Raw genomic sequence first — 21,556 nt, forward strand, 5'->3', positions numbered from 1 at the left:
GAAGGGAGTGACGTCACCGACCATATCGTCAACGAGCGGTATCACCCACGAGGGAGTCGTCACCATGACCGTTGCCAAGGATCTCGCGCTTTACCATTTCGCCCACTGCCCGTTCTGCGCCTTTGTGCGCCGTGAACTCGACAAGCTCGGCGTCGAGGTGGATATCCGCGACGCGGGCGCCAACCCGGCGCACCGCAAGGCACTGAAGGAAGGCGGCGGCAAGATTCAGGTGCCGTGTCTGCTGATCACCAATGAAGACGGCAGCGAGACCTGGATGTACGAATCCATGGACATCGTCGCCTACCTGAAGAAGCGCTTCAGCAAGGGAAAGGTAGCCTGAAGCAAAGCGTCTGACGTCGTGGGACTCATGAACCCAAAGCGGCCTGAAGCAAGGGTGGCCTGAAGCCAGCGATCCCTGAAATCAGCGCGGCCACCACTTGGGACAAACGAGCCTTCGCATCGCGTGGTGTCACCGCCAGTCTCGCCACGCGAAAGACGCTACAGCACGTCCGATGGAACCGATCTCAGGCAAGTCCAGCAAGCCTTGTGGGCCACCAGTGGTGGCCTTTTTTGCGTCCGGCTGGCTGCGGCAGCTGCAGTCAACTGGCTCAGTTTTCCTTTGTCATATCGTCGGGGGGCGAGTCATCGGCGGGTGACACCAGGTGGATGATATTGCAGGGGCTGGTGATCCAGAACGAGTTGAATGCTTCCGGCAGGCGCTCGATCTCGTCGCAGCGCTGACAGCCACGCTGTTCGAGGTGGCTCGAGGCGGCCTGGATGTCGCTGGCAACGATCTGAAGCCAGATCTCCGCCTGGCTCAAGTGCGGCTCGCGATCCAGCCACAGCACCTTGTCGCCGAAGGCAAAGCGCGGCGTCTCCCGGTCACCGGGTGGCGTCAATTCCTCGAACTTCAGGATCTCGCGGTAGAAGGCAACGGTCGCCTCGTACTCGTGGGCGGGAATCTTCATGGCGATATTGTCGCCGGGAGAGAAGTCTGTGGTCATGGACCGTTACCTTGTTGTTTGAATTGAGGCGGGTACTTGGACGCAGGAGCTTGCGCCGTGATGGCCGCCACCCCGATGACCTGCACAAGGTGATGCAGCGCGGGTGCCCCTCGTCCTGCCTCGCGGCCAAAGCGAATGTCACGTCTCGAGCGAGTGTGGTGAGCCGGGCGGGGTCGCGCTGAACAGTATTGAGCATAGGCCGAATTGGCTCGGGCCGGTGCTGTCCGCTGGCGGTGACGCGTTCAGCTGTGCGGTGGCGAGTCGGCGAGGGGGCACCCTTACTGGGCTTAGGTCATATTGATGTTGGTAAAACTTCGATCTGAGGTATGCTGAAGCGTACAGGTGGGAATGTTGCTGGCGCCGTGCCAGCGAGTGAGCGCCGGGAGAACGCGATGGAGCTTCTCGAAAAGGACCGTGCAGCGGGTGGCGGGGTGATGGCGCAGATCGACCTGCCCCGCGAGGTGTACACCGATTCAGCCGCTTTTATCAGAACCGTCAGGCAAGGGCTGCCGGGAAGCGTGCTCAAACAGGCGATCGATGCACTGTCGGCCGACCGCGATCTCTTTGTACGACTGCTGGAGACGGACTCCGGCAATCTGCATCGCTTCTACAAGCGCAAGGCGCTGGGGCGTGCGCAAAGCGAAGAAGTGCTCGACACGCTGAAGTTGTTTGTCGAGGTAGGTGAGGTGTTCGCTGACGAAGCGGTCGGTCATCAATGGCTGCACGTTGAGGTACCCGCACTCGCCGGCTCGCGCCCGATCGAACTCCTGGATACCTTTGCTGGCCGTGAACTGGTACGACAGGTGCTGCGGAAGATCAGTCACGGCGACTTCAGTTGATGAGGCTGTACCGTATCGCTCCTGAGCGTTTTCTGGCGAACCTGTCCGGGCGCGGTGCCAGCTATCACGATGGGGCGCGCTGGAATGACCCCGGCCATCCGGTGCTGTATTTCGGTACCAGCGCCTCCGTCGCCATGCTGGAAATGGGTAACTATATTCCAGACCCGCGATTGGTCCCGAAGGATTTTCGCCTGGGCATCTATGATGTCCAGAGCAGCGCCGTCGAGAAGGTCGGAGTCGATGAATTGCCTGATGGCTGGGACCTGTTTCCCCCTCCTGAACACACGCGGCGACTCGGTACAGCGTTCCTGTCGGCGGCCCGCAACTTGATACTGCTGGTGCCAAGTACCGCTGCTGCGGGCATTGATCAGGTGGCGATGGTGAATCCGCTGCACCCGGACATGGATAAAGTCTCGCTCATCGACATCCGGGCACGGATCTACAATCCGAGATTGTTTCAGGGCATCCAGTAGCGCTCCGGTTGCCGAGTCAGTTCGTTTGGCGCTCCGGCAGGTCTGCCAGGCAAATCGAGCCGATTCGGCAACGTCAGAGCGGACAACTCCGAGGTGGTGAATTCGCTCGCCTAGCTGGCGAAGGCGGAGTCCTTGCCCAGGTTCTCCGGCCCGAAGGAGTCCGGCAGCAACTCATCCATGGTGTAGCGCTTGAGCAGTTGGCCGTCCGCGTCCACCACCCGGATCAGGGTGTCGGGGGAGGAGAACTCGCGCAGGCGCTGACGGCAGTCACCGCAGGGGGTGCACAGATGCTCGCCGGGACCGATGACGTAGACCTCCTTCAGCCGGGTCTCGCCGCTGGTGACCATGGCGGCGATGGCTGAGGCCTCGGCGCACAGCCCCTTGTAGTGGGCGACCTCGACGTTGGCGCCGACATAGCGGGCTCCCGAGTCACTGATCAGCAGGGCGCCCACCGGGTGGCTGGAGTAGGGCACGTAGGCGCGGCCGCGTACCTCGATCAGCGCCTTGACGATATCGGCGTCGACGGTCTCTGTCGTCCTTGGATCGCTCATCGGGTGGTCTCCTGGCGGCTGGTTTGCTGGCGGTCGTCCTCGAGCACGGCCTCGAGGGCGATGGTCATCATCTCGTCGAAGCTGGTGGCGCGCTCGTCGCTGGAGAGGCTGTCGCCGTTGACGATATGGTCCGATATGGTGCAGATGGTCAGGGCGCGGGCGCCGAATTCGGCGGCGACGCCGTAGAGCCCGGCGGCCTCCATCTCGACGCCGACGATGTCGAACTTGCGCAGGCAGTCGATCAGCGCCGGGTCCGGGTGATAGAACAGGTCGGCGGAGAAGATGTTGCCGACCTTGACCGGGGTGCCCTGGGCGCCGGCGGCGTCCACGGCGGCACGGGTCAGGTCGAAATCGGCGATGGCGGCGAAGTCGAGGCCGCGAAAGCGCGAGCGGTTGACGCCGGAGTCGGTGCTGCCGCCGAGGCCGATGATCAGGTCACGTACCTTGACGTCGTCGCGCACGGCGCCGCAGGAACCCACGCGGATCAGCCGTCTGGCGCCGAATTCGGTGATCAGTTCCTTGGCGTAGATCGATACCGAGGGGATGCCCATGCCGTGGCCCATGACAGAGATCTCGCGTCCCTTGTAGCGGCCGGTGTAGCCGTACATGTTGCGCACCTCGTTGACCAGGCGCGCATCCTCGAGAAAGGTCTCGGCGATGTATCTGGCGCGCAGGGGATCGCCGGGCATCAGCACGGTGTCGGCGAAATCACCACGTTCGGCCTTGATGTGGGGGGTAGCCATCTAAGCTCCTCGTCTATCCAATGCTCGTTTGCGCTCGATAAAGCTCTCACCGTCGGCCATGGGGGCAAGACCGAAATAGCTCGCCAGGCTCTGGCCGATGTCGGCGAAGCTCTGCCGACGCCCCAGCGATCCGGCCGCAAGCCCGGCGCCGCTGGCCAGTACCGGGATGAACTCGCGGGTGTGGTCGCTGCCTTGCCAGGTGGGGTCGCAGCCGTGGTCGGCGGTGATCACCAGCAGATCGTCGTCGGTCAGCCGTTCGAGCAGCGCCGGCAACTGTTGGTCGAAGGCTTCCAGCGCCGCCGCATAGCCGGACACGTCGCGGCGATGGCCGTAGACCATGTCGAAGTCGACGAAGTTGGTCATGATCAGGCGCTGGGTGTCGCTCGCTACCGGTTCATCCATGGCCGCCAGGGTCGCCGCCATCAAAGCATCATGGCCCGACGCCTTGATCAGACGACTGATGCCGCAGTGGGCATAGATGTCGGCGATCTTGCCGATCGCCACGACCTCGCCGCCGGCGTCGTGAAGCTTCGACAGCACCGTGGGCGAGGGCGGCTCGACGCTATAGTCGCGACGATTGCCGGTGCGCTGGAAGCTCGCGGCGTCGTCACCGACGAAGGGGCGCGCGATCACCCGACCGATATTGTAGGGCTCGAGCAGCCGCCGGGCGGTCTCGCACAATGACAGCAGGCGCTCAAGGCCGAAGCTGTCCTCATGGGCGGCGATCTGGAAGACGCTGTCGGCGGAGGTGTAGACGATGGGCTTGCCGCTGGCGCAGTGTTCTTCACCCAGACGGGCGATGATCTCGGTGCCTGAGGCGTGGCAGTTGCCCAGCACACCGGGTAGCGCCGCCTCCTCGATCAATGCCCTGAGCAGTAGCGGCGGAAAGCTCTGCTCCCTGTCCTCGAAGTACCCCCAGTCGAAGCGCACCGGGACCCCGGCGATTTCCCAGTGCCCGGACGGGGTGTCCTTGCCCGAGGACACCTCCATGGCGTGGGCGTAGGCGCCGTCGACCTCGCCCAGCTGGATGCCTGCGGCGCTGGCGCCGGTGGCCTCGCGGTGGGCGTGATAGAGCCCCAGGCGGGCCAGGTTGGGAAGTTGCAGCGGGCCGCGGCGGCCACGGTCGTCGGCCTGCCCGCGGGCACAGGCCTCGGCGATATGGCCCAGGGTATCGGCGCCGGCGTCGCCGAAGCGCTCGGCGTCGGGGGCAGCACCGATGCCGAAGGAATCCATCACCAGCACGATCGCGCGGCTCATGGTGTCTCTCCCGTTATCGAAGGATCGCACAAGGTCTCGTGCACCAGTGGCGGGGGCGTGCCCTCGTCGCCGAGGGTGAAGGCCTCACGTACTCGTGCCGCGAGTCTGTCGGCGTCCGCCTGGCTGGCGGCGTGAATGCGCGCCAGCGGGGTGTGACGGTCGACCGTCTGGCCGATGGCGGCGATGGCGTCCAGGCCGACACGATGGTCGATGGCGTCGCCGGCACGGCGGCGCCCGCCGCCCAGCTCGACCACCGCCATGCCCAGCGCCTTGACGTCCTGACGTGCCACCCGTCCCGGATGCTCGGCCAGGACGTCCTGGATCACCGGGGCCGGGGCGGGCAGGGCGCCTGCGTTTTCCAGCAGGTCGGTCGGTCCGCCAAGACCTGCCACCATGCGCTCGAAGCGCTCGGCCACGTCGCCGCTGGCCAGGCGTGCCTCGAGCTGGCGTTCGGCGTCCTCTTTGGACGTCGCCAGTCGGCCGGCCAGCAGCGCTTCCACCGCCAGGCGGCGGGTCAGCGTCAACAGCCGCGAATCGCGCCGCTCACCGCGCATGATCGCCAGGCACTCGCGTACCTCGATGGCGTTGCCGGCGCTTTCGGCCAGGGTCTGGTTCATGTCGCTGAGCACCGCCGTGGTCGGGGTGCCGGCACGTCGGGCGACGTCGGCGATGGTGGCTGCCAGGGTTCGGGTTTCGTCGTCGTTCGCCATGAAGGCGCCGTTGCCGATCTTGACGTCCATGAGCAGGGCATCGAGGTTTTCGGCGAGCTTCTTGCCGAGGATCGAGGCAACGATCAGCGGCAACGAGGCAACGGTGGCGGTGACGTCGCGCACCGCGTAGAGGCGCTTGTCCGCCGGCGCCAGATCGCCGCTCTGGCCGACGATGGCCACACCGACGTCCTTGAGCAGGCGCTCGAAGGTGGTGCGCCGAGGAGTGACGTCATAGCCGGCGATGGCCTCGAGCTTGTCCAGGGTGCCGCCGGTGTGGCCCAGACCACGACCGGAGATCATCGGCACGTGGGCTCCGCAGGCGGCGAGCCAGGGGCCGAGGATCAGCGATACCGGGTCGCCCACGCCGCCGGTGGAATGCTTGTCGAGGATAGGCCCCGGCAGGTCCAGCTGTCGGTAGTCCAGCACGCTGCCGGAGTCCCGGGTCGCCTCGGTCAGCGCCACCGTCTCATCCAGCGTCATGCCGTTGAGATAGGTGGCCATGGCGAAGGCGCCGATCTGCTCCTGACCGGCGCTGTCATCGGCGATGGCCATCACGAATTGGCGGATGGCCTCGCTGGACAGCGCCTGACCGTCACGCTTGGCGGCAAGAATATCCTGCAACAGCATCAGTAGCCTCCGGACTGGCCCCCGCCGTCGACACCGACACCGGCGGTCATCAGCAGGTTGTCGAGCAGGCCCGAGGCGCCGAAACGGAAGGTCTCGGGACGGGCCCAGTTGGCACCCATGATCTCGGCGGCAAGCTCCAGATAGACGGCGGCGTCCTCGACGCTGCGAACGCCCCCGGCGGCCTTGAAGCCGACCGGGCGGTCCGCGTCGCGGATGACTTCCAGCATCACTCGGGCGGCCTCGGGCGTCGCGTTGACGGCGACCTTGCCGGTGGACGTCTTGAGGAAGTCGGCACCACCGGCGATGGCCTGCTCGCTGGCCCGACGGATCAGCTCGGCGTCCTTCAACTCGCCGGTTTCCAGGATCACCTTGAGGGTGCGGCCGCTGGCGGCGGCCTTGCACATCTCGACCAGTTCCTGGCCGATCTGATCATCGCCATTCATGAAGGCGCGGTAGGGGAAGACCACGTCCACTTCGTCGGCACCGGAAGCCACCGCTTCGCGGGTAGCGCGGGCGGCTGCCATGACATCGTCTTCGCCGTGGGGGAAGTTGGTCACGGTGGCGATCTTGACCTGGCCGCTGAGGTTGTGGGCGGTGAGGGCGCGCCGCGCCGGCACCACGAACTGCGGATAGATGCACACCGCAGCAGTGTGGCCCAGCGGCGTCTTGGCCCGCTGGCACAGGGCCTCGACGACATGGTCGGTATCGTCATCGTTGAGGCTGGTCAGATCCATCAAGGACAGTGCCTGGCGAGCGATCACGGAGGGGTTGGTCGACTGGGGGGACATGGGAGGCTCCTGAAGTGGGACAGGCCGCCGCCTCGGGCGGCCGAAGATGTGAGGGCGGGCGCTGGATCCGCGACGTGGGATCAGGCGCCCAGGGTCATGAAGAAGCCGGCGATGCAGGCCGACATCAGGTTGGACAGGGTGCCGGCCAGTACCGCCTTGAGGCCATAGCGGGCGATGTCGTGACGACGGCTCGGGGCAATGCTGCCGAGCCCGCCGAGCAGGATGGCGATGGAGGACAGGTTGGCGAAGCCGCATAGCGCGAAGGACAGCACCGCGGCGGTGTGGTCGCTCATCACCTCGCCGGTGGCGGCCACGAGCTGCTCGCCGTCGATATAGGGGGCCAGGTTGATGAAGGCGACGAACTCGTTGACTACCAGCTTCTGGCCGATGAAGGACCCGGCCAGGGTCGCCTCTTCCCAGGGAATGCCGAGCAGGAAGGCCAGCGGCGAGAACACCCAGCCCAGGATCAGCTCGAGGCTGAGATCCTCGAATCCGACCCAACCACCGACGCCACCGAGGATACCGTTGAGCAGGGCGATCAAGCCGATGAAGGCCAGCAGCATGGCGCCCACGTTGGCCGCCAGTTTGAGGCCGGACGAGGCGCCACCGGCGGCAGCGTCAAGCACGTTGGCCGGCTTGTCCTCGTCTTCGATGACCTCGGAGACACGGTCGGCCTTGTCCGCCTCGGGATCGGTCTCCGGCATGATCAGCTTGGCGAACAGCAGGCCGCCGGGGGCCGCCATGAAGGAGGCGGCCACCAGGTATTCCATGGGGATGCCGAGTGCGGCGTAGCCGGCAAGCACCGAGCCCGCCACCGAGGCAAGGCCACCGCACATCACCGCAAATAGCTGGGAGGCGGTCATGCGGGCGATAAAGGGCCGCACGACCAGCGGCGCCTCGGTCTGGCCGACGAAGATATTGGCGGTGGCGGACAGCGACTCGGTACGCGAGGTGCCGAGCAGCTTCTGCAGCGCGCCGCCGAGCAGGCGCACGACCCATTGCATGATGCCCAGGTAGTAGAGCACCGCCGTCAGCGACGAGAAGAAGATGATGACCGGCAGCACCTTGACCGCGAACACGAAGCCGACGCTGTCGGCGTTGGCCAGGCCGCCGAACAGGAAATCGATGCCGTCGTTGGCGTAGAGCACCACCTGGCTGACGGCGTCCGATACGGTCTTCAGGACCTTCTGGCCAAAGGGCACGTAAAGGACGAAGGCCCCGAGACCAGCCTGGATCAGGAAGGCGCCCCCCACGGTTCTCAGGCGAATGGCACGGCGGTTGTAGGAGAACGCGACGGCGATGGCGATCAGGGTGGCCATGCCGACCAGGCTCATCAGGAGTGTCATAGGTTCCTTCGCCTCATCAAAATATGAACGTTGAAGAATAGATCATCGCACTTCGGGCCTGGTCTGGCGTCCCGCATCGCGTTGATAGCGGGCAATTGCCTCGAACGGGGCGGAAATCTCTTATGCCGAATGGGGTATCAGAACAGGAATTATAGAGGTGATGGGGCATGGCGGCGGCTCGTGTCGAGTGATTGTTGTCGAGCGGAATTGGCCGGCACGGGCTGGGCCCATCCGTCAATGAGTGTATAGTAACACTTGATGTGAGAAAAATAACATTTGTGCAGTGGCGTTTTCTTACCTGCCCGGGCACTGGCTGAACCCGGTAGTTCAGGGCATGCTTATTGAAAAACGACGGCAGCAAGCCATGACCGTCGAGGCGCGGGGGAGAATCCATGAATCAGCGCAGTATTCAGCGACAGGAGCGCCTTTTGCAGGCGCTCGCCGGAGGCGGCAGCCTGAGGCTGGCGGACGCCGCCATCCTCTGCGGTGTGTCAGAGATGACCCTGAGGCGCGACGTGTCCACCAAGGACAGCCCTCTGATGCTGATGGGCGGGCATCTGGTTCGCCGCGACGACCCCCACTTCACTCCGGTCTACGACCTGGAAACTCAACAGGATCGTGGCGCCGATATCAAGGCGCGTCTGTGTCGCCGCGCCAGTGGCTACGTGGAAGACGGCGATACCCTGTTTATCGATTGCGGTACCACCCTGGTGCCGATGATCGCAGAACTGGCCAGCCGACGTGACCTGACGGTGGTGACCTACGCGCTGAACGTGGCCAATGCGGTCAGCCATTTCGATGGCATCCGGTTGATCCTGCTGGGCGGCGTCTATCAAGGTGTCTCCCAATCCTTCGACGGCGAGGATATCGCCCGCCAGGTCCGGGGACTCGGCATCAATCGTGCCTTTCTTTCCGCCGCCGGTGTGCATGCCGCACGGGGCCTGAGCTGCTTTCACTTTCATGAAGTAGCGCCCAAGCAGGCCGCCATCGAAACCGCCGCCCAGCGGATCCTGGTATTCGACGACAGCAAGTGGGGCGTGCTGCGTCCCGCCTTCTTTGGCGCCCTGATCGACGCCGATGTCATCATCACCCATGGCGAGGGCGCCGCAGGCCTGTCGCGTACGCCGGAAGTGGCGTCTCGGCTGGTTCATCCCTGATTCCCCGGTTTCGGTTTCTTGCCCAGCGTGGATCCTTGGCTTGTGGATCCTTGGCTTTTCAGTCTCTGACGGCCTTTCTCGATAGTGGTCCCCTGGGCGCACGGTTGCGCCTCTCGTTGTGGTCTGTCCCTTCTGCTCGAGCCTTCCCTTGGCCTCCTTGCTGATCTGGCCCTCGTCGCCGATTCGCTCTTTCATGACCAGGCCCTTGGTGAGCCGGTCCTTCTTTATCTGATCCTTCCTTATCTGATCCTTTCCTATCTGAACCTTCCTTATAGCCCTCTTCACGGTCTGGCCTTCTCGACATCGTCATCGTTTTCGTCCTGGCGTTGGGGTGATGGCGTTGGGGGAGATAACGTCAGGCGATAACTTCGGGCAGTAGCGTCAGACGATAACGTCAGACGATAGCGCGGCGCGGCTTATCGTTCTTTTCCATCAGATCGCCTTTCCCATGGGGTGGGGTCCGGCCTCGCTGATACGGTTCCTGGTGGTGCTTCCTGGGTGTGGTGTCGGGTCGCAGGGCAGGTTCTGCTGGCCCAGGCAATTGGCCATTCGTGCACGATTGCGACGCCTTGGTGCGGCAGATCAAGGAAAGGTGCGACACCCCTGCGGCAAATCGTCGCTTCTCAAGGCTGGTCGGTCTGTCGACAATACGCCCCGGTCGCATTCCATCTACTTCTTTTGTTCAGGTGTCGACGTCTTGTCGTGGTACCGAGGCAGGGTAGGGAATGCGAAATTTTGCGGGTCTAGTCGTGGTTCGGCACATTTCATGCAACTTTTGCCAAAGGTGCATGCAATGTTCCACCTCAGCGGCCCCTGCACATCGCGCGAGCCTGAGCTCGTTATCTCTGGTATTCCGCCTCCAAGCCCTGACGAGGTTGCTACATGAGAAGAAAGTCGTACCTGCGCGTGCTCAGCGTTGTGCTGATGCTGGCGCTGCCCCTGTTGCTGGCGGGCTGCGAATCGGCGCTGCTCGACCCCAAGGGGGAGATCGGCCGTGAGCAGCGTACCTTGATCCTCACCGCCTTCGGTCTGATGCAGATCGTGGTGGTACCGGTCATCGTGCTCACCCTGTGGTTTGCCTGGCGCTATCGCCGCGGCAACACCGACGCCACCTATTCACCCGACTGGGCCCATTCGACCAAGATCGAAGCCATCGTCTGGTTCATTCCCTGCGTCATCATCGTCTTCCTGGCGCTGTTGACCTGGTACACCTCCCATAGTCTCGACCCGCACCGCAGTCTCGAGGCCAAGGAGGGACAGAATGAACCCATGGAGATCCAGGCCGTATCGCTGGACTGGAAATGGCTGTTCATCTACCCGGAGCAGGGCATCGCCACGGTCAACGAGCTGGCCTTCCCCGAGGACACCCCGGTGCGCTTCCGGGTGAGCTCCGGTTCGGTAATGAACGCCTTCTTCATTCCGCGCCTGGGTAGCCAGATCTACGCCATGGCGGGTATGGACAACGACGTTCACCTGATCGCCGAAGAGCAGGGCGTCTATCCGGGCCGCTCCACCAACTACAGCGGTGCCGGCTTCTCCGAGATGACCTTCGACGCCCACGTGGGTTCCGTCGAGGACTTCGAGGAGTGGGTGGAGAAGGTGCGTTCCTCTGCCGATACGCTGACCTTCCCCGAGGAGTACTACGATCTCGCCACGCCGAGCGAGGACAACGAGGTCCAGTACTTCTCCGAGATCACCCCGGCGCTCTACGAGCGCATCATCAAGAGCTTCCTGGCCGGCGGCAAGCATGCCGAGTTCGTCGAGACCTACGGCGGCGTGGTCCATGGGCACGGCGCAGGCGGCCATGGCGACGAGAGCGAGTCTCACGGCGAGTCCATGAGCGCAGAGGCAGCGGAGTAAATCATGTTTGGAAAACTGACGTTAGACTCGATTCCGATCCAGGAGCCCATCATCATGGTGGTGGCGATCGGTATCGCCCTGGGCGGGATCGCCGTGGTCGGCGGCCTGACCTACTTCAAGAAGTGGGGCTATCTGTGGCGCGAGTGGATCACCTCCGTCGACCACAAGAAGCTCGGTATCATGTACTTCCTGGTCGCGCTGGTGATGCTGATCCGTGGCTTCGCCGACGCCATCATGATGCGTACCCAGCTGGCCATGGCTTCGGCCGGGGCCGAGGGCTATCTACCGCCTCACCACTATGATCAGATCTTCACCGCCCACGGCGTGATCATGATCTTCTTTGTCGCCATGCCCATGGTCATCGGTCTGATGAACCTGGTGGTGCCGCTGCAGATCGGCGCGCGCGACGTGGCCTTCCCCTTCCTCAATAACCTGAGCTTCTGGCTGTTCGTTGCCGGTGTCATCCTGGTCAACGTCTCGCTGGTGGTCGGTGAGTTCGCCGCGACCGGCTGGCTGGCCTACGCGCCACTATCGGGGATAGAGTACAGTCCCAGCGTCGGGGTGGATTACTGGATATGGGCGTTGCAGATATCGGGGATCGGTACGACCCTGACCGGTATCAACTTCTTCGTCACCATCCTGAAGATGCGCACCAAGGGCATGACCCTGTTCCGTATGCCCATCTTCACCTGGACGTCGCTGTGCGCCAACGTGCTGATCATCGCGTCCTTCCCGATTCTGACCGCGACCATCGCGATGCTGACGCTGGATCGTTACCTGGGGACTCACTTCTTCACTAACGATTTTGGCGGCAACATGATGATGTACGTCAACCTCATCTGGGCCTGGGGCCATCCTGAGGTGTACATCCTTATCCTGCCGGCATTCGGGGTGTTCTCCGAGGTTATCGCGACCTTCGCTCGCAAGCGTCTGTTCGGCTACGGCACCATGGTGTGGGCGACCATCGCCATCACCTTCCTGTCGTTCATCGTCTGGCTGCACCACTTCTTCACCATGGGGGCCGGGGCCAACGTCAATGCCTTCTTCGGCATCATGACGATGATCATCGCCATCCCCACCGGGGTGAAGGTATTCAACTGGCTGTTCACCATGTACCGCGGTCGTCTGGAGTTCACCTCTCCGGTGCTGTGGACCATCGGCTTCATCATCACCTTTACCCTGGGTGGCATGACCGGTGTAATGCTGGCGGTACCGGCGGCCAACTTCGTGCTGCACAACAGCCTGTTCGTCATCGCCCACTTCCACAACGTCATCATCGGCGGCGTGGTGTTCGGCATGTTGGCGGGTCTGACCTACTGGTTCCCGAAGGCCTTCGGCTTCACCCTCGACGAGAAGTGGGGCAAGCGTTCCTTCTGGTTCTGGCTGACCGGCTTCTACGTGGCCTTCATGCCGCTGTACGTGCTCAGCTTCTTCGGTGCCGTGCGTCGCATGCAGTCCTATGACAACGGCGCCTGGCAGCCGTGGATGATCATCGCCTGGATCGGCGCCGTGCTGATTCTGTGTGGCATCGCCTGCACCGTGATCCAGTTCTACGTCAGTATCCGCGATCGCAAGAAGAACCAGGACGTCACCGGCGATCCCTGGGATGCGCGTACCCTGGAGTGGGCGACCTCGTCTCCCGCACCGTTCTACAACTTCGCGCATCTGCCCGAGATCAAGGACATCGACGACTTCTGGAACCAGAAGCAGGCCAATGGCGGCAAGGCCGGCGTGTCCAAGGGACCGTACAAGGACATTCACATGCCCAAGTACACCTGGGAAGGTCCGGTGATCGGCCTGATCTCCGCGGTCTTCGGCTTCGCCCTGGTGTGGCATATCTGGTGGCTTGCCATCGTGACCGCACTGGGCATGTTTGCCACCTTCATCGCGCGTATCTTCAACGATGACGTCGACTACTACGTGCCGGCCGCGGAAGTCGAGCGTATCGAGCGCGAACACCAGAACCGTGTGGAGATGCAGGCATAACCATGGCAACCGACACCCTCAACCAGCAAGGTCATGCCCACGGGCATGACCATGATCACGACCACGACCATCATGATGCCGCGGGCACCAAGGTCTTCGGTTTCTGGGTCTATCTGATGAGCGACCTGGTGATCTTCGGGTCACTGTTCGCCACCTACGCCGTGCTCCTTCGGGGCACGGCCGATGGTCCGACCCCGGGCGAGATCTTCCAGCTCCCGTTCATCCTGGTCGAGACCTTCCTGCTGCTGTTCTCGAGTTTCACCTACGGCATGGCGGTGCTCGCCATGAACGCCAACCAGGCCTCCAAGGTGATGAAGTGGCTCGGGATCACCTTCCTGCTGGGCGCGGCCTTCGTGGCGCTGGAACTCTATGAGTTCCATCACCTGATCCATGAGGGCTTTGGTCCGGATCGTTCAGGCTTCCTGTCGGCCTTCTTCCTGCTGGTCGGTACCCACGGTCTGCACGTGACCGCCGGTCTGATCTGGATCCTGGTGATGATGATCCAGGTGAAGCAGCGTGGTCTCGACGATATGGTGCGTCCGCGCATCATGTGTCTGAGCCTGTTCTGGCACTTCCTGGACATCGTCTGGATCTGCGTCTTCTCCTTCGTCTACCTGATGGGAGCCCTGTGATATGAGCGGACACGCCAACGACCATCACAGCCATGGCAGCGTCAAGTCCTATGTGATCGGCCTGATCCTGTCCATCGTGCTGACCGTCATTCCCTTCGGGGCGGTGATGACCGGCGCCTTCGACACCTTCGCGACGGTGATCGTGATCGTCGGTACCGCGGTGGCTCAGGTGCTGGTGCAGCTCGTGCTGTTCATGCACATGAACACCAAGGCCGATGAAGGCTGGAACTTCATGTCCTTCGTCTTCACCGTGGCGATCCTGGTTCTGGTCATCGGAGGTTCCCTATGGATCATGTACCACCTGCATCACAACATGATGATCGGCTGACGCCGACTCGCATGATGTTCAGGGACACTCTCAGGGACTACCTCACCATCACCAAGCCGGGCATCATCGGCGGCAACGTGATCTCTGTTCTGGGCGGCTACTTCCTGGCCGCCCAGGGCCAGTTCGATGCCGTGGTGTTCCTGTCGGCGCTGTTGGGTCTGGCCCTGGTGATCGCCTCGGGCTGCGCTTACAACAACGTCATCGACAAGGACATCGATGCGCTGATGGAGCGCACCCGCAACCGCCCGCTGGTACAGGGGCGGGTCAGCGAGGCCGCGACGCTCCGGTTCGCTACCCTGCTGGGTATCGCCGGCTTCGGTCTGCTGGCGCTGGGGACCAATGCGTTGACGGTGGGTCTGGCTGCCTTCGGCTTCGTCATCTATGTGGGGGCCTACAGCCTCTACATGAAGCGCAATTCCGAGTTCGGCACTTTGGTCGGCAGCCTCTCCGGGGCAGTGCCGCCGGTGGTGGGCTATTGCGCGGTGACCGGCAGCTTCGATACCGGCGCCTTGACCCTGCTGGTGATCTTCAGCCTGTGGCAGATGCCGCACTCCTACGCGATCGCGATCTTTCGCATGGAAGATTACCGCGCCGCCAACATTCCGGTGCTGCCGGTGGTTCGCGGTATCGGTACGGCCAAGCACCATATCCTGGGCTATATCCTGGCCTTTATCGGTGCGACGCTGTCGCTGAGTCTGGCCGGCTACGCTGGACCCGGTTACTTCATCGTTGCCCTGGTGCTGGGCGTCTACTGGCTGTATATCGCGGCCAAGGGCTACCGTACCGACGACAACGTGCGTTGGGCGCGACAGGTATTCGGCATCTCGATCCTCACCATCACGGCGCTGAGCCTGATGATGTCACTGGACGCGACGCTGATGCCAAGCACGCCGATGTGGACCTCCATGTCCTGATCGGGTGGCGCTGAAACCGAAACCCCGCATCTTCACCGATGCGGGGTTTTTTTGTGTTTATCAGTCGTATGGGTGAAGCGTGACTGGCGGTCAAGTGTTGTACAGGACTTGTATAGTATGTACGGTAACGTTGGTAGCGAAGCGAAAAATCGCTTCTATACTGCAAGTTAAGGACAACGGAGTCGCGGGCGCCGAGTGCCGGTCTCGGGACTTACTTCAGCGGTAGCAGGAGGGAGTCAGTATGCTGACACACGTCTGGGGATTGATGGCCCACCCGAATCGCGAATGGAAGCAGATCAAGCAGGAAAGGGAGACGATAACGCACCTGTACGCGCATCACGTGTTGTTGCTGGCCGCCATACCGGTGATCTGCTCGTACATCGGTACCACCCAGGTCGGCTGGAGTCTCGGCGGCGGCACGACCATCAAGCTCAGTTATCTAGACGCCCTGGGGGCGGGGATCGCCTTCTATCTGGTGATCCTGGCGGCGGTCTACATCGTCGGCAAGACCATCCGTTACTCGGCCAAACGCTTTCCCAAGACACCCAGCCAGAGCCAGTGCATCATCTTTGCCGGCTATGTGGCGACCCCGATGTTCCTGAGCGGCATCGTGGCGATCTACCCGATCATCTGGCTGTGCCTGCTGGCCGGCGTTATCGGCCTCTGTTACACCGCCTACCTGCTGTATCTGGGCATTCCCTCCTTTCTCGATATCAGCGAAAAGGAAGGCTTCGTCGTCTCCAGCACCACCCTTGCGGTGGGGGTACTGGTGCTCGAAGGACTGCTCGGCATGACCGTCCTGCTGTGGGGCTACGGAGAGCGCATCATTCTGTCGCTGCTGGGGTGATTAGAGGGTGACTGGAGGGTGGCAAGAGGTCGACTAAAGATCGATCAAAGGTCGGCTAAAGAGTGACAAGTTGACGGGGATGACCCGAGAGCAATGAAACTCGAGGCGTGCAAGACCTGGCCGTTCAGTCCGACAACACGGGTAAGACAAGAGGGGCGACGCTGATGCGTCGCCCCTTTTTCTATCTGGGCTTTTCTGTGCGGCCCGATCTGGTGGGTGCCAGTCCGTCTATCCCTTGATACTGTCCAGCGCCTTGCGCAGGTGGTCGATGCTGCGCTCGGGCTGATGCAGCTTGTCCAGGCCGAACAGGCCAATGCGGAAGGTCTGGAAATCGTCGCCTTCATCGCACATCAGCGGGACCCCGGCGGCGACCTGGACGCCGGCTGCGGCGAACTTGCCGACCAGCCCCGGGTCGTTGTGGTAGCAGACCACCACACCGGGCGCCTCGTAACCCTCGGCGGCGACGCTCTTGAAGCCGTACTCGGCCAGCAGGCTGCGCACTCCCTGACCCAGGGCCCACTGTTCCTGTTTCACCTTGTCGAAGCCGTAGGCGTCGGTCTCGCGCATGATCTCGCGTAGTTCGCGCAGGCTGTCGGTGGGCATGGTCGCGTGGTAAGCGTGGCCGCCATTCTCGTAGGCCTCCATGATCTCGAGCCACTTCTTGAGATCGGCGGCGAAGCTGGTGCTGGTGGTTTCCTTGATGATCTCTCGCGCCTGGGCCGAGAGCATCACCATGGCGCAGCAGGGTGAGCCGCTCCAGCCCTTCTGGGGGGCGCTGATCAGCAGGTCGACGCCAGTATCCTGCATGTCCACCCAGACGGTGCCCGAGGCGATGCAGTCCAGCACCATCAGGCCGCCGTGGGCGTGCACCGCATCGGACACGCGACGGATGTAGTCGTCCGGCAGGATCATGCCGGACGAGGTTTCCACGTGGGGGGCGAAGACGATGTCCGGCTGCAGCCGCTCGATGGCCTGCTCGACCTCCTCGATGGGGGGCGGGGCGAACGCCGAGGTCGGATCGCTGTCCTGCTGACGTCGGGCCTTCTCCACGCACAGTTCGGCCGGGATCTTGCCCATCTCGAGGATCTGGTGCCAGCGGTAGCTGAACCATCCATTGCGGATGACCAGGGCGCTGCGGTTCTGGGCGAACTGGCGGGCTACCGCCTCCATGCCGAAGGTGCCGCTCCCGGGTACGATGACCGCGCTGTGGGCGTTGTACACCTGCTTCAAGGTGGTGGAGATGTCGCGCATTACGCCTTGAAAGCTCTGCGACATATGGTTCAGGGCGCGGTCGGTATAGACCACGGAGTATTCCAGCAGGCCATCGGGATCGACGTCCGGGAGCAAGCCAGGCATGAGGCGCATCCTTACAGTGGGCGTTGAACAAGCCGAAGACGCGGACTGCGTCAGCGACGACGGCGCCGAGCGGCTAGGGCTCGGCGCTCATTATTCTCTACAGCATAAGGTCAAAGGGCGGTGGCGGCCAGAGGACGGCGGCTCGCGCGTGGCGCGGTCATTTTCCTTGTGTGACTGTCGTTACATCCGAGTCCGTCGTGATATGTGTTTTTGTACTGATTCGAGTAAAAAACGGACTAACCCGCCAATAAGGATTTTCATGAGACTTATCAGCCATTTCGCGTAGAGGTCTTCTCAGTAGCTGAAGCAGTGCGGCATGACCGATGGCTGGCAAAGCAAACTTTGACCATGCTGAGAAGACCGCTGCCAATAAGGCGTCGCAGCGTGTTTCGTCTAACGCCGTCGGTGACGCCGGGCGGTCCGGCCGGCGGAGCACGATCTTCCCAGGTGGAGGACGTCGATCATGAACGAACCATCATCATGTACGTGTCAGGCCGCTGGACTGACGCCTGAGCAGCTCGACGTGCTGCTGGCGCGAAACCCGCAATTGGCACAGGAACTGTCGGCACGATATCAGCAAACACTGGCCGAACCGGCAGAGCTGGACAGGCCAGATGACCTGGCCGCGGTGGGACTGGGGCCGGACGGGGCGCCGTTGGTCAGCGGTCCTGCGGAGCCCATGCCGCTGGCCCGTTTCGATCTCAGCAACGGCAACCGCGTCGAATTCGTCGGGCTTAGAGGCGACGACAAGGAGGCCCAGGTAGGTATGCGGGAGTTGGGCGTGAGCGATCGTGCGACCCCGCGAACCTTTGCAAGCGAAGTTGGCAAGTCCGCGCTGGATCACTACCTCATGCTCGCCCCGCAAGAGGTGCCCATCCCGAAGATGCTGCTCGAGCTGAATCCCGACATCGACCGCAAGGCGTTCAAGAATCGCACCGTGGAGCGGTTGGAAGAACCCATCGAGGTGGATCTGGACGCGTTGGGCATAACGCCGGACACTGCCAGGGCAGGGTCCTCGGCAGGAGGCGGAGCAGGCCAGCAATACTGTGTCCCGGGCGATGGTTATCATCTGTTTCGCAACCACAACTGCGAGACCGTCTCCTTCCCGAGCAACACCTGGTGGTGGTGCGACCCGGAGGCCCACTATTCCTTCCGGGATCGCTGGACCTCTGACCGCAAGCGTCGCAACTCTCTTGGTGTCACCACTGCCTGCCATGGGCCGGCGGCCACCCTGCACTACTACAAGAATGTCTTTGGCAACTGGAAGCATCTACATACCTTTCACCTGCCTTCAGGCTACTGGCAGTGGACCCGGTATGAGGGGCTATCCAAGCGAGACCGCTGGATACGACATCGCTGTGTGACCGCGGGAGGCAGCAGCTTCGTGCGCTGCGTCAGCTTCTTCTACAACTGAGGCCTGTGTCATCTGCGCAGCGCTCGTTGCTTTCGTTGCAGGAGGGGGGGCAGGGCAACAGGGTCGGCGATCAAGCGAGCGACTCGTCGAACCATCTCGGCGCCATCACCGTTGTCGCGGTGGTGGCGCCTTGCTGTTTGGCGTCTGGTTTGGTGAGGGTTCCGGCCATGCGGGGTTGCTGCGGCTAGGGCGTCAGGCAGAGGTTTCGGACTCTGCGATGGGCTCGGGCAGGGCGCCCTGGTTGATCCGCGCGATGGCGGCGGCGGCGCGCTCCAGCGCCGGCAGGCAGTCCAGTGCGCGCTGTTTATCCATGCGCATCACCGGTGCCTGGATCGCCAGGCCGACGTTGGAGACTCCGGTGGGGTTGGGGGCCAGCACCGCGATGCACAGAAGCCCCGGTAGGAATTCCTCGTCGTCGAAGGCGTAGCCGTCGCGCTTGACCTGCTCGATCTCCGCTTCCAGAGCGTCGATGTCGGTAAGCGTGTTTCGGGTGAAGGCCTCCAGGGTGGCATCGGCGAGCAGCCGACGGCGCTGGGAGGCGCTCATCTGCGCCAGAAACAGCTTGCCGCTGGCGGAGCAATGGGCAGGCACCCGGGAGCCGGGGTGTAGATAGAAGCGCAGCGGAGCCGACGTCTCGACGCGGTCCAGATAGAGCACCTCGCTGCCGGACAGGGCAGTGATGTTGCAGCTTTCCCCGACCTCGCGGACCAGCTCAGCCAACACGCCGTGACGTGCGCCCTGAACGGTGTCGTTGAGCAGCAGGGTCTCGGCCAGCCGGCGCAGGCGGCTGCCCTTGCTGTAGTGGCGGTTGTCCGCTTCGCGCTGCAGCATGCCGGAGTTCTCGAGCTGCTGCAGCATCCGGTGCAGCGTCGGCTTGGGCAGGCCGGTCTCGTCCACCAGGCTCTGCAGGGTGAAGTACTGGTCCTTCTCCGCGATCACCTCGAGCAGCGCCAGCAGGCGCTGGGCCGGGGTGTCGCCCTCGATGATCCGGGTGTCAAAGCTTGCTGTGCTCATGGCGGGGTCTCCTCGATACTACAAGCCTATACGTATCTAAAAATTAATCAATGTGTATCGGAAAACGGAATTCGACGAGATCACTGTCGTCTCTGACTGAAGCACGTCGGCGTCGGGAACCGGGCGGCGGACGTGAGTGGACAGGCACCCATGAGCCAGGACTCGGCCATGGCCAACCGGTTGTCGGGGTATCCGGCATAGGCTGCCCTGTCTGAGCTTGCACCGAGTCAAAAGTCCGAGCGGATTTCGGCACGGTAGCTGAAGCGGTCGGCCCTACCCTTGGTGGTACGGACTTCCACGATACGGTCGTGGCTGGTGTAGGTCATCCGCTTGAGCACCACCACCGGGGTGCCGGGAGCGATGTCCAGCAGGGCGGCGGTGTGGGTATCGGCGGCTTCTGCGGTCAGGGTTTCGTCGGCCCGGACGACGGGGATGCCGAATCGGTCGAGGATCAAGGCATAGAAGTAGTCGGGAATATAAAGCTCGGAATCTTCCAGCCCCGGCACCAGTACGCTTGGCCACCAGCTGTACTCCACCAGGGTCGGGGCGTCATCGACCACTCCCAGGCGTTCGATATAGGTGACTGGACTGGTCTGGCTCAGGCCGAGGCGGGTATAGACCTCATCGGGAGCCTGGCGGATAGCGCGATCGGTGGTGGTCTTGTGGATACGCACGTCCTTGCCGTCGGCGTCCCCGTAGCTGACAAAGCGAAACAGGGTTTCCTCGAAGTCGGTCCGCGAGACATAGGTGCCCTTGCCCTGATGGCGGAACAGCAGTTTTTCCCAGACCAGATTGGAGATGGCCTTCTTGACCGTTCCCTGACTGATCTGCAGCCGGTCGGCGAGCTGCCATTCGGGTGGAATGAGGTCGCCCGGGGCCAGGTCCCCCCGTTCGATCAGGCCGCGAATATGGTCCTGCAGCAGTCGGTACAGCGGTTTCCCCGGCTGTGCCACCATCACCTCGGGGGAGAAGAGGCCAAGGCGATCAGATTCGTTTTCACTGGTCATTCGCAAGATCCCGCTGCTGGCAAGGTCGGAAGGGGAGGCTGCTCGGGTCAGGCGCTTGTCTGACTCGCCGCTGCCCTGCAGCAGCGTGACGGCGCTCGCCCCTTTCACACCTTGATTCATCCGTTTCATTCTTAAGTGGTATTTCATCAATCTATCACGGGGCTCCTGTGCAGACACCTTTCCGGCCGTGTGACCCCTGGCCTCAGACCGGAAAGAGAAACAGCGGGCGGCGGGTGCGACGACTGATCTTGCGCGCCACCGAGCCAAGCACCATATGACCCAGCCCGGACTGGCGCTGTGTTCCCATGACGATGCAATCGGCATCGATTCTGTCGGCCTCCTGCAGGATGATTCGGGATGGCTTGCCAATGCGGACGTGAATCTCCTTCAGGGAGGCGTGGTAGCTGTCTTCCGAGGCCAGCGTCGAGTGGCCGAAGTCTTCAAGGCGGCGCTTGATTTCGTCGATGGCCTGCCGGGTCGCTCGTTCGCGATAGTTGTCCAGCGGGGAAACGGCGGTATAGCGGCTGGCCAGGCTGTCTTTCAACAGTGCCGGATCTTCGATGACGTGCAGCAGGTGGACCGCGGCGCCGAAGCGTTCGGCGATACCGATGGCCTTGCGGAAGACGTCGGGGCTGTGGGCGCTGAGGTCAGTGGCATACAGCAGCCGGGATATCTGGAAGCTCATGGCTTCATCCTCACAAAG

The 21,556-nt window shown here is 62.8% G+C and carries 22 protein-coding genes; 11 read left to right on the top strand and 11 right to left on the bottom strand.

Features of this window, described 5'->3' with window-relative positions; translation table 11 throughout:
• Window positions 1-64: 64 nt before the first annotated feature.
• Window positions 65-340: a glutaredoxin domain-containing protein gene (locus NFG57_RS05535; RefSeq protein WP_052704282.1), complete on the top strand. Its 276-nt coding sequence runs from the start codon at window positions 65-67 to the stop codon at window positions 338-340.
• A 268-nt stretch (window positions 341-608) separates the two neighbouring features.
• Here NFG57_RS05535 and NFG57_RS05540 read toward each other — a convergent pair whose 3' ends face one another.
• Window positions 609-1,004, bottom strand: a complete 396-nt coding sequence (locus NFG57_RS05540; protein WP_348815584.1) for a hypothetical protein — start codon at window positions 1,002-1,004, stop codon at window positions 609-611.
• 392 nt (window positions 1,005-1,396) lie between these two features.
• Here NFG57_RS05540 and NFG57_RS05545 point away from each other — a divergent pair, with 392 nt between their 5' ends.
• Together NFG57_RS05545 and NFG57_RS05550 are read left to right on the top strand one after the other, a co-directional pair.
• The gene (locus NFG57_RS05545) at window positions 1,397-1,843 is read left to right on the top strand and encodes an antitoxin Xre/MbcA/ParS toxin-binding domain-containing protein (RefSeq protein WP_348815586.1); all 447 of its coding nucleotides are present in this window, start codon (window positions 1,397-1,399) and stop codon (window positions 1,841-1,843) included.
• On the top strand, window positions 1,843-2,316 hold the full coding sequence (locus tag NFG57_RS05550) for an RES family NAD+ phosphorylase (RefSeq protein WP_287165827.1): 474 nt from the start codon (window positions 1,843-1,845) through the stop codon (window positions 2,314-2,316). Before NFG57_RS05545 ends, NFG57_RS05550 begins: the two co-directional genes overlap by 1 nt.
• A gap of 110 nt (window positions 2,317-2,426) precedes the next feature.
• On the opposite strand, the gene cdd is transcribed toward NFG57_RS05550, so the two are convergent.
• The 6 genes from cdd to NFG57_RS05580 all read right to left on the bottom strand — a co-directional run bounded on the left by cdd (window position 2,427) and on the right by NFG57_RS05580 (window position 8,338).
• Window positions 2,427-2,867 carry a cytidine deaminase gene (cdd, locus tag NFG57_RS05555; RefSeq protein WP_348815587.1) on the bottom strand — a complete coding sequence of 147 codons (441 nt, stop codon included), beginning with the start codon at window positions 2,865-2,867 and terminating at the stop codon, window positions 2,427-2,429.
• Complete coding sequence (gene deoD, locus NFG57_RS05560) at window positions 2,864-3,610, bottom strand: purine-nucleoside phosphorylase (RefSeq protein ID WP_348815589.1); 747 nt, start codon at window positions 3,608-3,610, stop codon at window positions 2,864-2,866. Before deoD ends, cdd begins: the two co-directional genes overlap by 4 nt.
• Entirely contained in the window at window positions 3,611-4,867 is a 1,257-nt protein-coding gene (locus tag NFG57_RS05565) for a phosphopentomutase (protein ID WP_348815591.1), read from the bottom strand. It abuts the gene before it with no gap.
• The gene (gene deoA, locus NFG57_RS05570; RefSeq protein WP_348815592.1) at window positions 4,864-6,204 is read right to left on the bottom strand and encodes a thymidine phosphorylase; all 1,341 of its coding nucleotides are present in this window, start codon (window positions 6,202-6,204) and stop codon (window positions 4,864-4,866) included. Before deoA ends, NFG57_RS05565 begins: the two co-directional genes overlap by 4 nt.
• On the bottom strand, window positions 6,204-6,992 hold the full coding sequence (gene deoC / locus NFG57_RS05575; protein WP_108131547.1) for a deoxyribose-phosphate aldolase: 789 nt from the start codon (window positions 6,990-6,992) through the stop codon (window positions 6,204-6,206). The genes deoA and deoC overlap by 1 nt, the downstream gene beginning before the upstream one ends.
• Window positions 6,993-7,072: 80 nt before the next feature.
• Window positions 7,073-8,338 carry a NupC/NupG family nucleoside CNT transporter gene (locus NFG57_RS05580; protein ID WP_045991920.1) on the bottom strand — a complete coding sequence of 422 codons (1,266 nt, stop codon included), beginning with the start codon at window positions 8,336-8,338 and terminating at the stop codon, window positions 7,073-7,075.
• 392 nt (window positions 8,339-8,730) lie between these two features.
• Between NFG57_RS05580 and NFG57_RS05585 the strand changes: the two genes are divergently transcribed.
• From NFG57_RS05585 to NFG57_RS05615, 7 genes are all read left to right on the top strand, one after another.
• Window positions 8,731-9,495: a DeoR/GlpR family DNA-binding transcription regulator gene (locus tag NFG57_RS05585; RefSeq protein ID WP_108131548.1), complete on the top strand. Its 765-nt coding sequence runs from the start codon at window positions 8,731-8,733 to the stop codon at window positions 9,493-9,495.
• Between the two features lie 882 nt (window positions 9,496-10,377).
• Entirely contained in the window at window positions 10,378-11,355 is a 978-nt protein-coding gene (cyoA, locus tag NFG57_RS05590) for a ubiquinol oxidase subunit II (RefSeq protein ID WP_348815595.1), read from the top strand.
• Window positions 11,356-11,358: 3 nt separating this feature from the next.
• Window positions 11,359-13,341 carry a cytochrome o ubiquinol oxidase subunit I gene (gene cyoB / locus NFG57_RS05595; protein WP_222515417.1) on the top strand — a complete coding sequence of 661 codons (1,983 nt, stop codon included), beginning with the start codon at window positions 11,359-11,361 and terminating at the stop codon, window positions 13,339-13,341.
• A gap of 2 nt (window positions 13,342-13,343) precedes the next feature.
• Window positions 13,344-13,973, top strand: coding sequence for a cytochrome o ubiquinol oxidase subunit III (locus tag NFG57_RS05600; protein WP_348815596.1), 630 nt, complete (start codon window positions 13,344-13,346; stop codon window positions 13,971-13,973).
• Window position 13,974: 1 nt separating this feature from the next.
• Window positions 13,975-14,301: a cytochrome o ubiquinol oxidase subunit IV gene (cyoD, locus tag NFG57_RS05605; RefSeq protein ID WP_222515415.1), complete on the top strand. Its 327-nt coding sequence runs from the start codon at window positions 13,975-13,977 to the stop codon at window positions 14,299-14,301.
• 11 nt (window positions 14,302-14,312) lie between these two features.
• Complete coding sequence (gene cyoE, locus NFG57_RS05610) at window positions 14,313-15,215, top strand: heme o synthase (RefSeq protein ID WP_239452517.1); 903 nt, start codon at window positions 14,313-14,315, stop codon at window positions 15,213-15,215.
• A 241-nt stretch (window positions 15,216-15,456) separates the two neighbouring features.
• Entirely contained in the window at window positions 15,457-16,062 is a 606-nt protein-coding gene (locus tag NFG57_RS05615) for a Yip1 family protein (RefSeq protein ID WP_083970270.1), read from the top strand.
• 228 nt (window positions 16,063-16,290) lie between these two features.
• On the opposite strand, the gene NFG57_RS05620 is transcribed toward NFG57_RS05615, so the two are convergent.
• Complete coding sequence (locus NFG57_RS05620) at window positions 16,291-17,418, bottom strand: aminotransferase class V-fold PLP-dependent enzyme (RefSeq protein WP_045991926.1); 1,128 nt, start codon at window positions 17,416-17,418, stop codon at window positions 16,291-16,293.
• A gap of 463 nt (window positions 17,419-17,881) precedes the next feature.
• Between NFG57_RS05620 and NFG57_RS05625 the strand changes: the two genes are divergently transcribed.
• Complete coding sequence (locus NFG57_RS05625; protein ID WP_348815597.1) at window positions 17,882-18,832, top strand: hypothetical protein; 951 nt, start codon at window positions 17,882-17,884, stop codon at window positions 18,830-18,832.
• 192 nt (window positions 18,833-19,024) lie between these two features.
• Here the strand turns inward: NFG57_RS05625 and NFG57_RS05630 are convergent, their stop codons facing one another.
• From NFG57_RS05630 to NFG57_RS05640, 3 genes are all read right to left on the bottom strand, one after another.
• Window positions 19,025-19,846, bottom strand: a complete 822-nt coding sequence (locus tag NFG57_RS05630) for an IclR family transcriptional regulator (RefSeq protein WP_045991928.1) — start codon at window positions 19,844-19,846, stop codon at window positions 19,025-19,027.
• A gap of 227 nt (window positions 19,847-20,073) precedes the next feature.
• The gene (locus tag NFG57_RS05635) at window positions 20,074-20,853 is read right to left on the bottom strand and encodes a GntR family transcriptional regulator (RefSeq protein ID WP_181248561.1); all 780 of its coding nucleotides are present in this window, start codon (window positions 20,851-20,853) and stop codon (window positions 20,074-20,076) included.
• A 202-nt stretch (window positions 20,854-21,055) separates the two neighbouring features.
• Window positions 21,056-21,538 carry a universal stress protein gene (locus NFG57_RS05640; protein ID WP_045991929.1) on the bottom strand — a complete coding sequence of 161 codons (483 nt, stop codon included), beginning with the start codon at window positions 21,536-21,538 and terminating at the stop codon, window positions 21,056-21,058.
• Window positions 21,539-21,556: the final 18 nt, after the last annotated feature.

Origin of the sequence: Halomonas sp. H10-59 (genome assembly GCF_040070555.1) — a bacterium.
GTDB lineage: Bacteria > Pseudomonadota > Gammaproteobacteria > Pseudomonadales > Halomonadaceae > Halomonas > Halomonas litopenaei.

What these genes read in the sequence shown, in the direction of transcription:
- NFG57_RS05550 (WP_287165827.1), top strand. Translation starts at nt 1,843, where the DNA reads ATGAGGCTGTACCGTATCGCTCCTGAGCGTTTTCTGGCGAACCTGTCC.
- NFG57_RS05625 (WP_348815597.1), top strand. Translation starts at nt 17,882, where the DNA reads ATGAACGAACCATCATCATGTACGTGTCAGGCCGCTGGACTGACGCCT.
- NFG57_RS05630 (WP_045991928.1), bottom strand. Translation starts at nt 19,846, where the DNA reads ATGAGCACAGCAAGCTTTGACACCCGGATCATCGAGGGCGACACCCCG.
- cyoE (WP_239452517.1), top strand. Translation starts at nt 14,313, where the DNA reads ATGATGTTCAGGGACACTCTCAGGGACTACCTCACCATCACCAAGCCG.
- NFG57_RS05540 (WP_348815584.1), bottom strand. Translation starts at nt 1,004, where the DNA reads ATGACCACAGACTTCTCTCCCGGCGACAATATCGCCATGAAGATTCCC.
- cyoD (WP_222515415.1), top strand. Translation starts at nt 13,975, where the DNA reads ATGAGCGGACACGCCAACGACCATCACAGCCATGGCAGCGTCAAGTCC.
- NFG57_RS05535 (WP_052704282.1), top strand. Translation starts at nt 65, where the DNA reads ATGACCGTTGCCAAGGATCTCGCGCTTTACCATTTCGCCCACTGCCCG.
- cyoA (WP_348815595.1), top strand. Translation starts at nt 10,378, where the DNA reads ATGAGAAGAAAGTCGTACCTGCGCGTGCTCAGCGTTGTGCTGATGCTG.
- deoD (WP_348815589.1), bottom strand. Translation starts at nt 3,610, where the DNA reads ATGGCTACCCCCCACATCAAGGCCGAACGTGGTGATTTCGCCGACACC.
- NFG57_RS05620 (WP_045991926.1), bottom strand. Translation starts at nt 17,418, where the DNA reads ATGCCTGGCTTGCTCCCGGACGTCGATCCCGATGGCCTGCTGGAATAC.
- cyoB (WP_222515417.1), top strand. Translation starts at nt 11,359, where the DNA reads ATGTTTGGAAAACTGACGTTAGACTCGATTCCGATCCAGGAGCCCATC.
- NFG57_RS05565 (WP_348815591.1), bottom strand. Translation starts at nt 4,867, where the DNA reads ATGAGCCGCGCGATCGTGCTGGTGATGGATTCCTTCGGCATCGGTGCT.
- NFG57_RS05545 (WP_348815586.1), top strand. Translation starts at nt 1,397, where the DNA reads ATGGAGCTTCTCGAAAAGGACCGTGCAGCGGGTGGCGGGGTGATGGCG.
- NFG57_RS05640 (WP_045991929.1), bottom strand. Translation starts at nt 21,538, where the DNA reads ATGAGCTTCCAGATATCCCGGCTGCTGTATGCCACTGACCTCAGCGCC.
- NFG57_RS05635 (WP_181248561.1), bottom strand. Translation starts at nt 20,853, where the DNA reads ATGACCAGTGAAAACGAATCTGATCGCCTTGGCCTCTTCTCCCCCGAG.
- NFG57_RS05585 (WP_108131548.1), top strand. Translation starts at nt 8,731, where the DNA reads ATGAATCAGCGCAGTATTCAGCGACAGGAGCGCCTTTTGCAGGCGCTC.
- NFG57_RS05615 (WP_083970270.1), top strand. Translation starts at nt 15,457, where the DNA reads ATGCTGACACACGTCTGGGGATTGATGGCCCACCCGAATCGCGAATGG.
- NFG57_RS05580 (WP_045991920.1), bottom strand. Translation starts at nt 8,338, where the DNA reads ATGACACTCCTGATGAGCCTGGTCGGCATGGCCACCCTGATCGCCATC.
- deoA (WP_348815592.1), bottom strand. Translation starts at nt 6,204, where the DNA reads ATGCTGTTGCAGGATATTCTTGCCGCCAAGCGTGACGGTCAGGCGCTG.
- cdd (WP_348815587.1), bottom strand. Translation starts at nt 2,867, where the DNA reads ATGAGCGATCCAAGGACGACAGAGACCGTCGACGCCGATATCGTCAAG.
- NFG57_RS05600 (WP_348815596.1), top strand. Translation starts at nt 13,344, where the DNA reads ATGGCAACCGACACCCTCAACCAGCAAGGTCATGCCCACGGGCATGAC.
- deoC (WP_108131547.1), bottom strand. Translation starts at nt 6,992, where the DNA reads ATGTCCCCCCAGTCGACCAACCCCTCCGTGATCGCTCGCCAGGCACTG.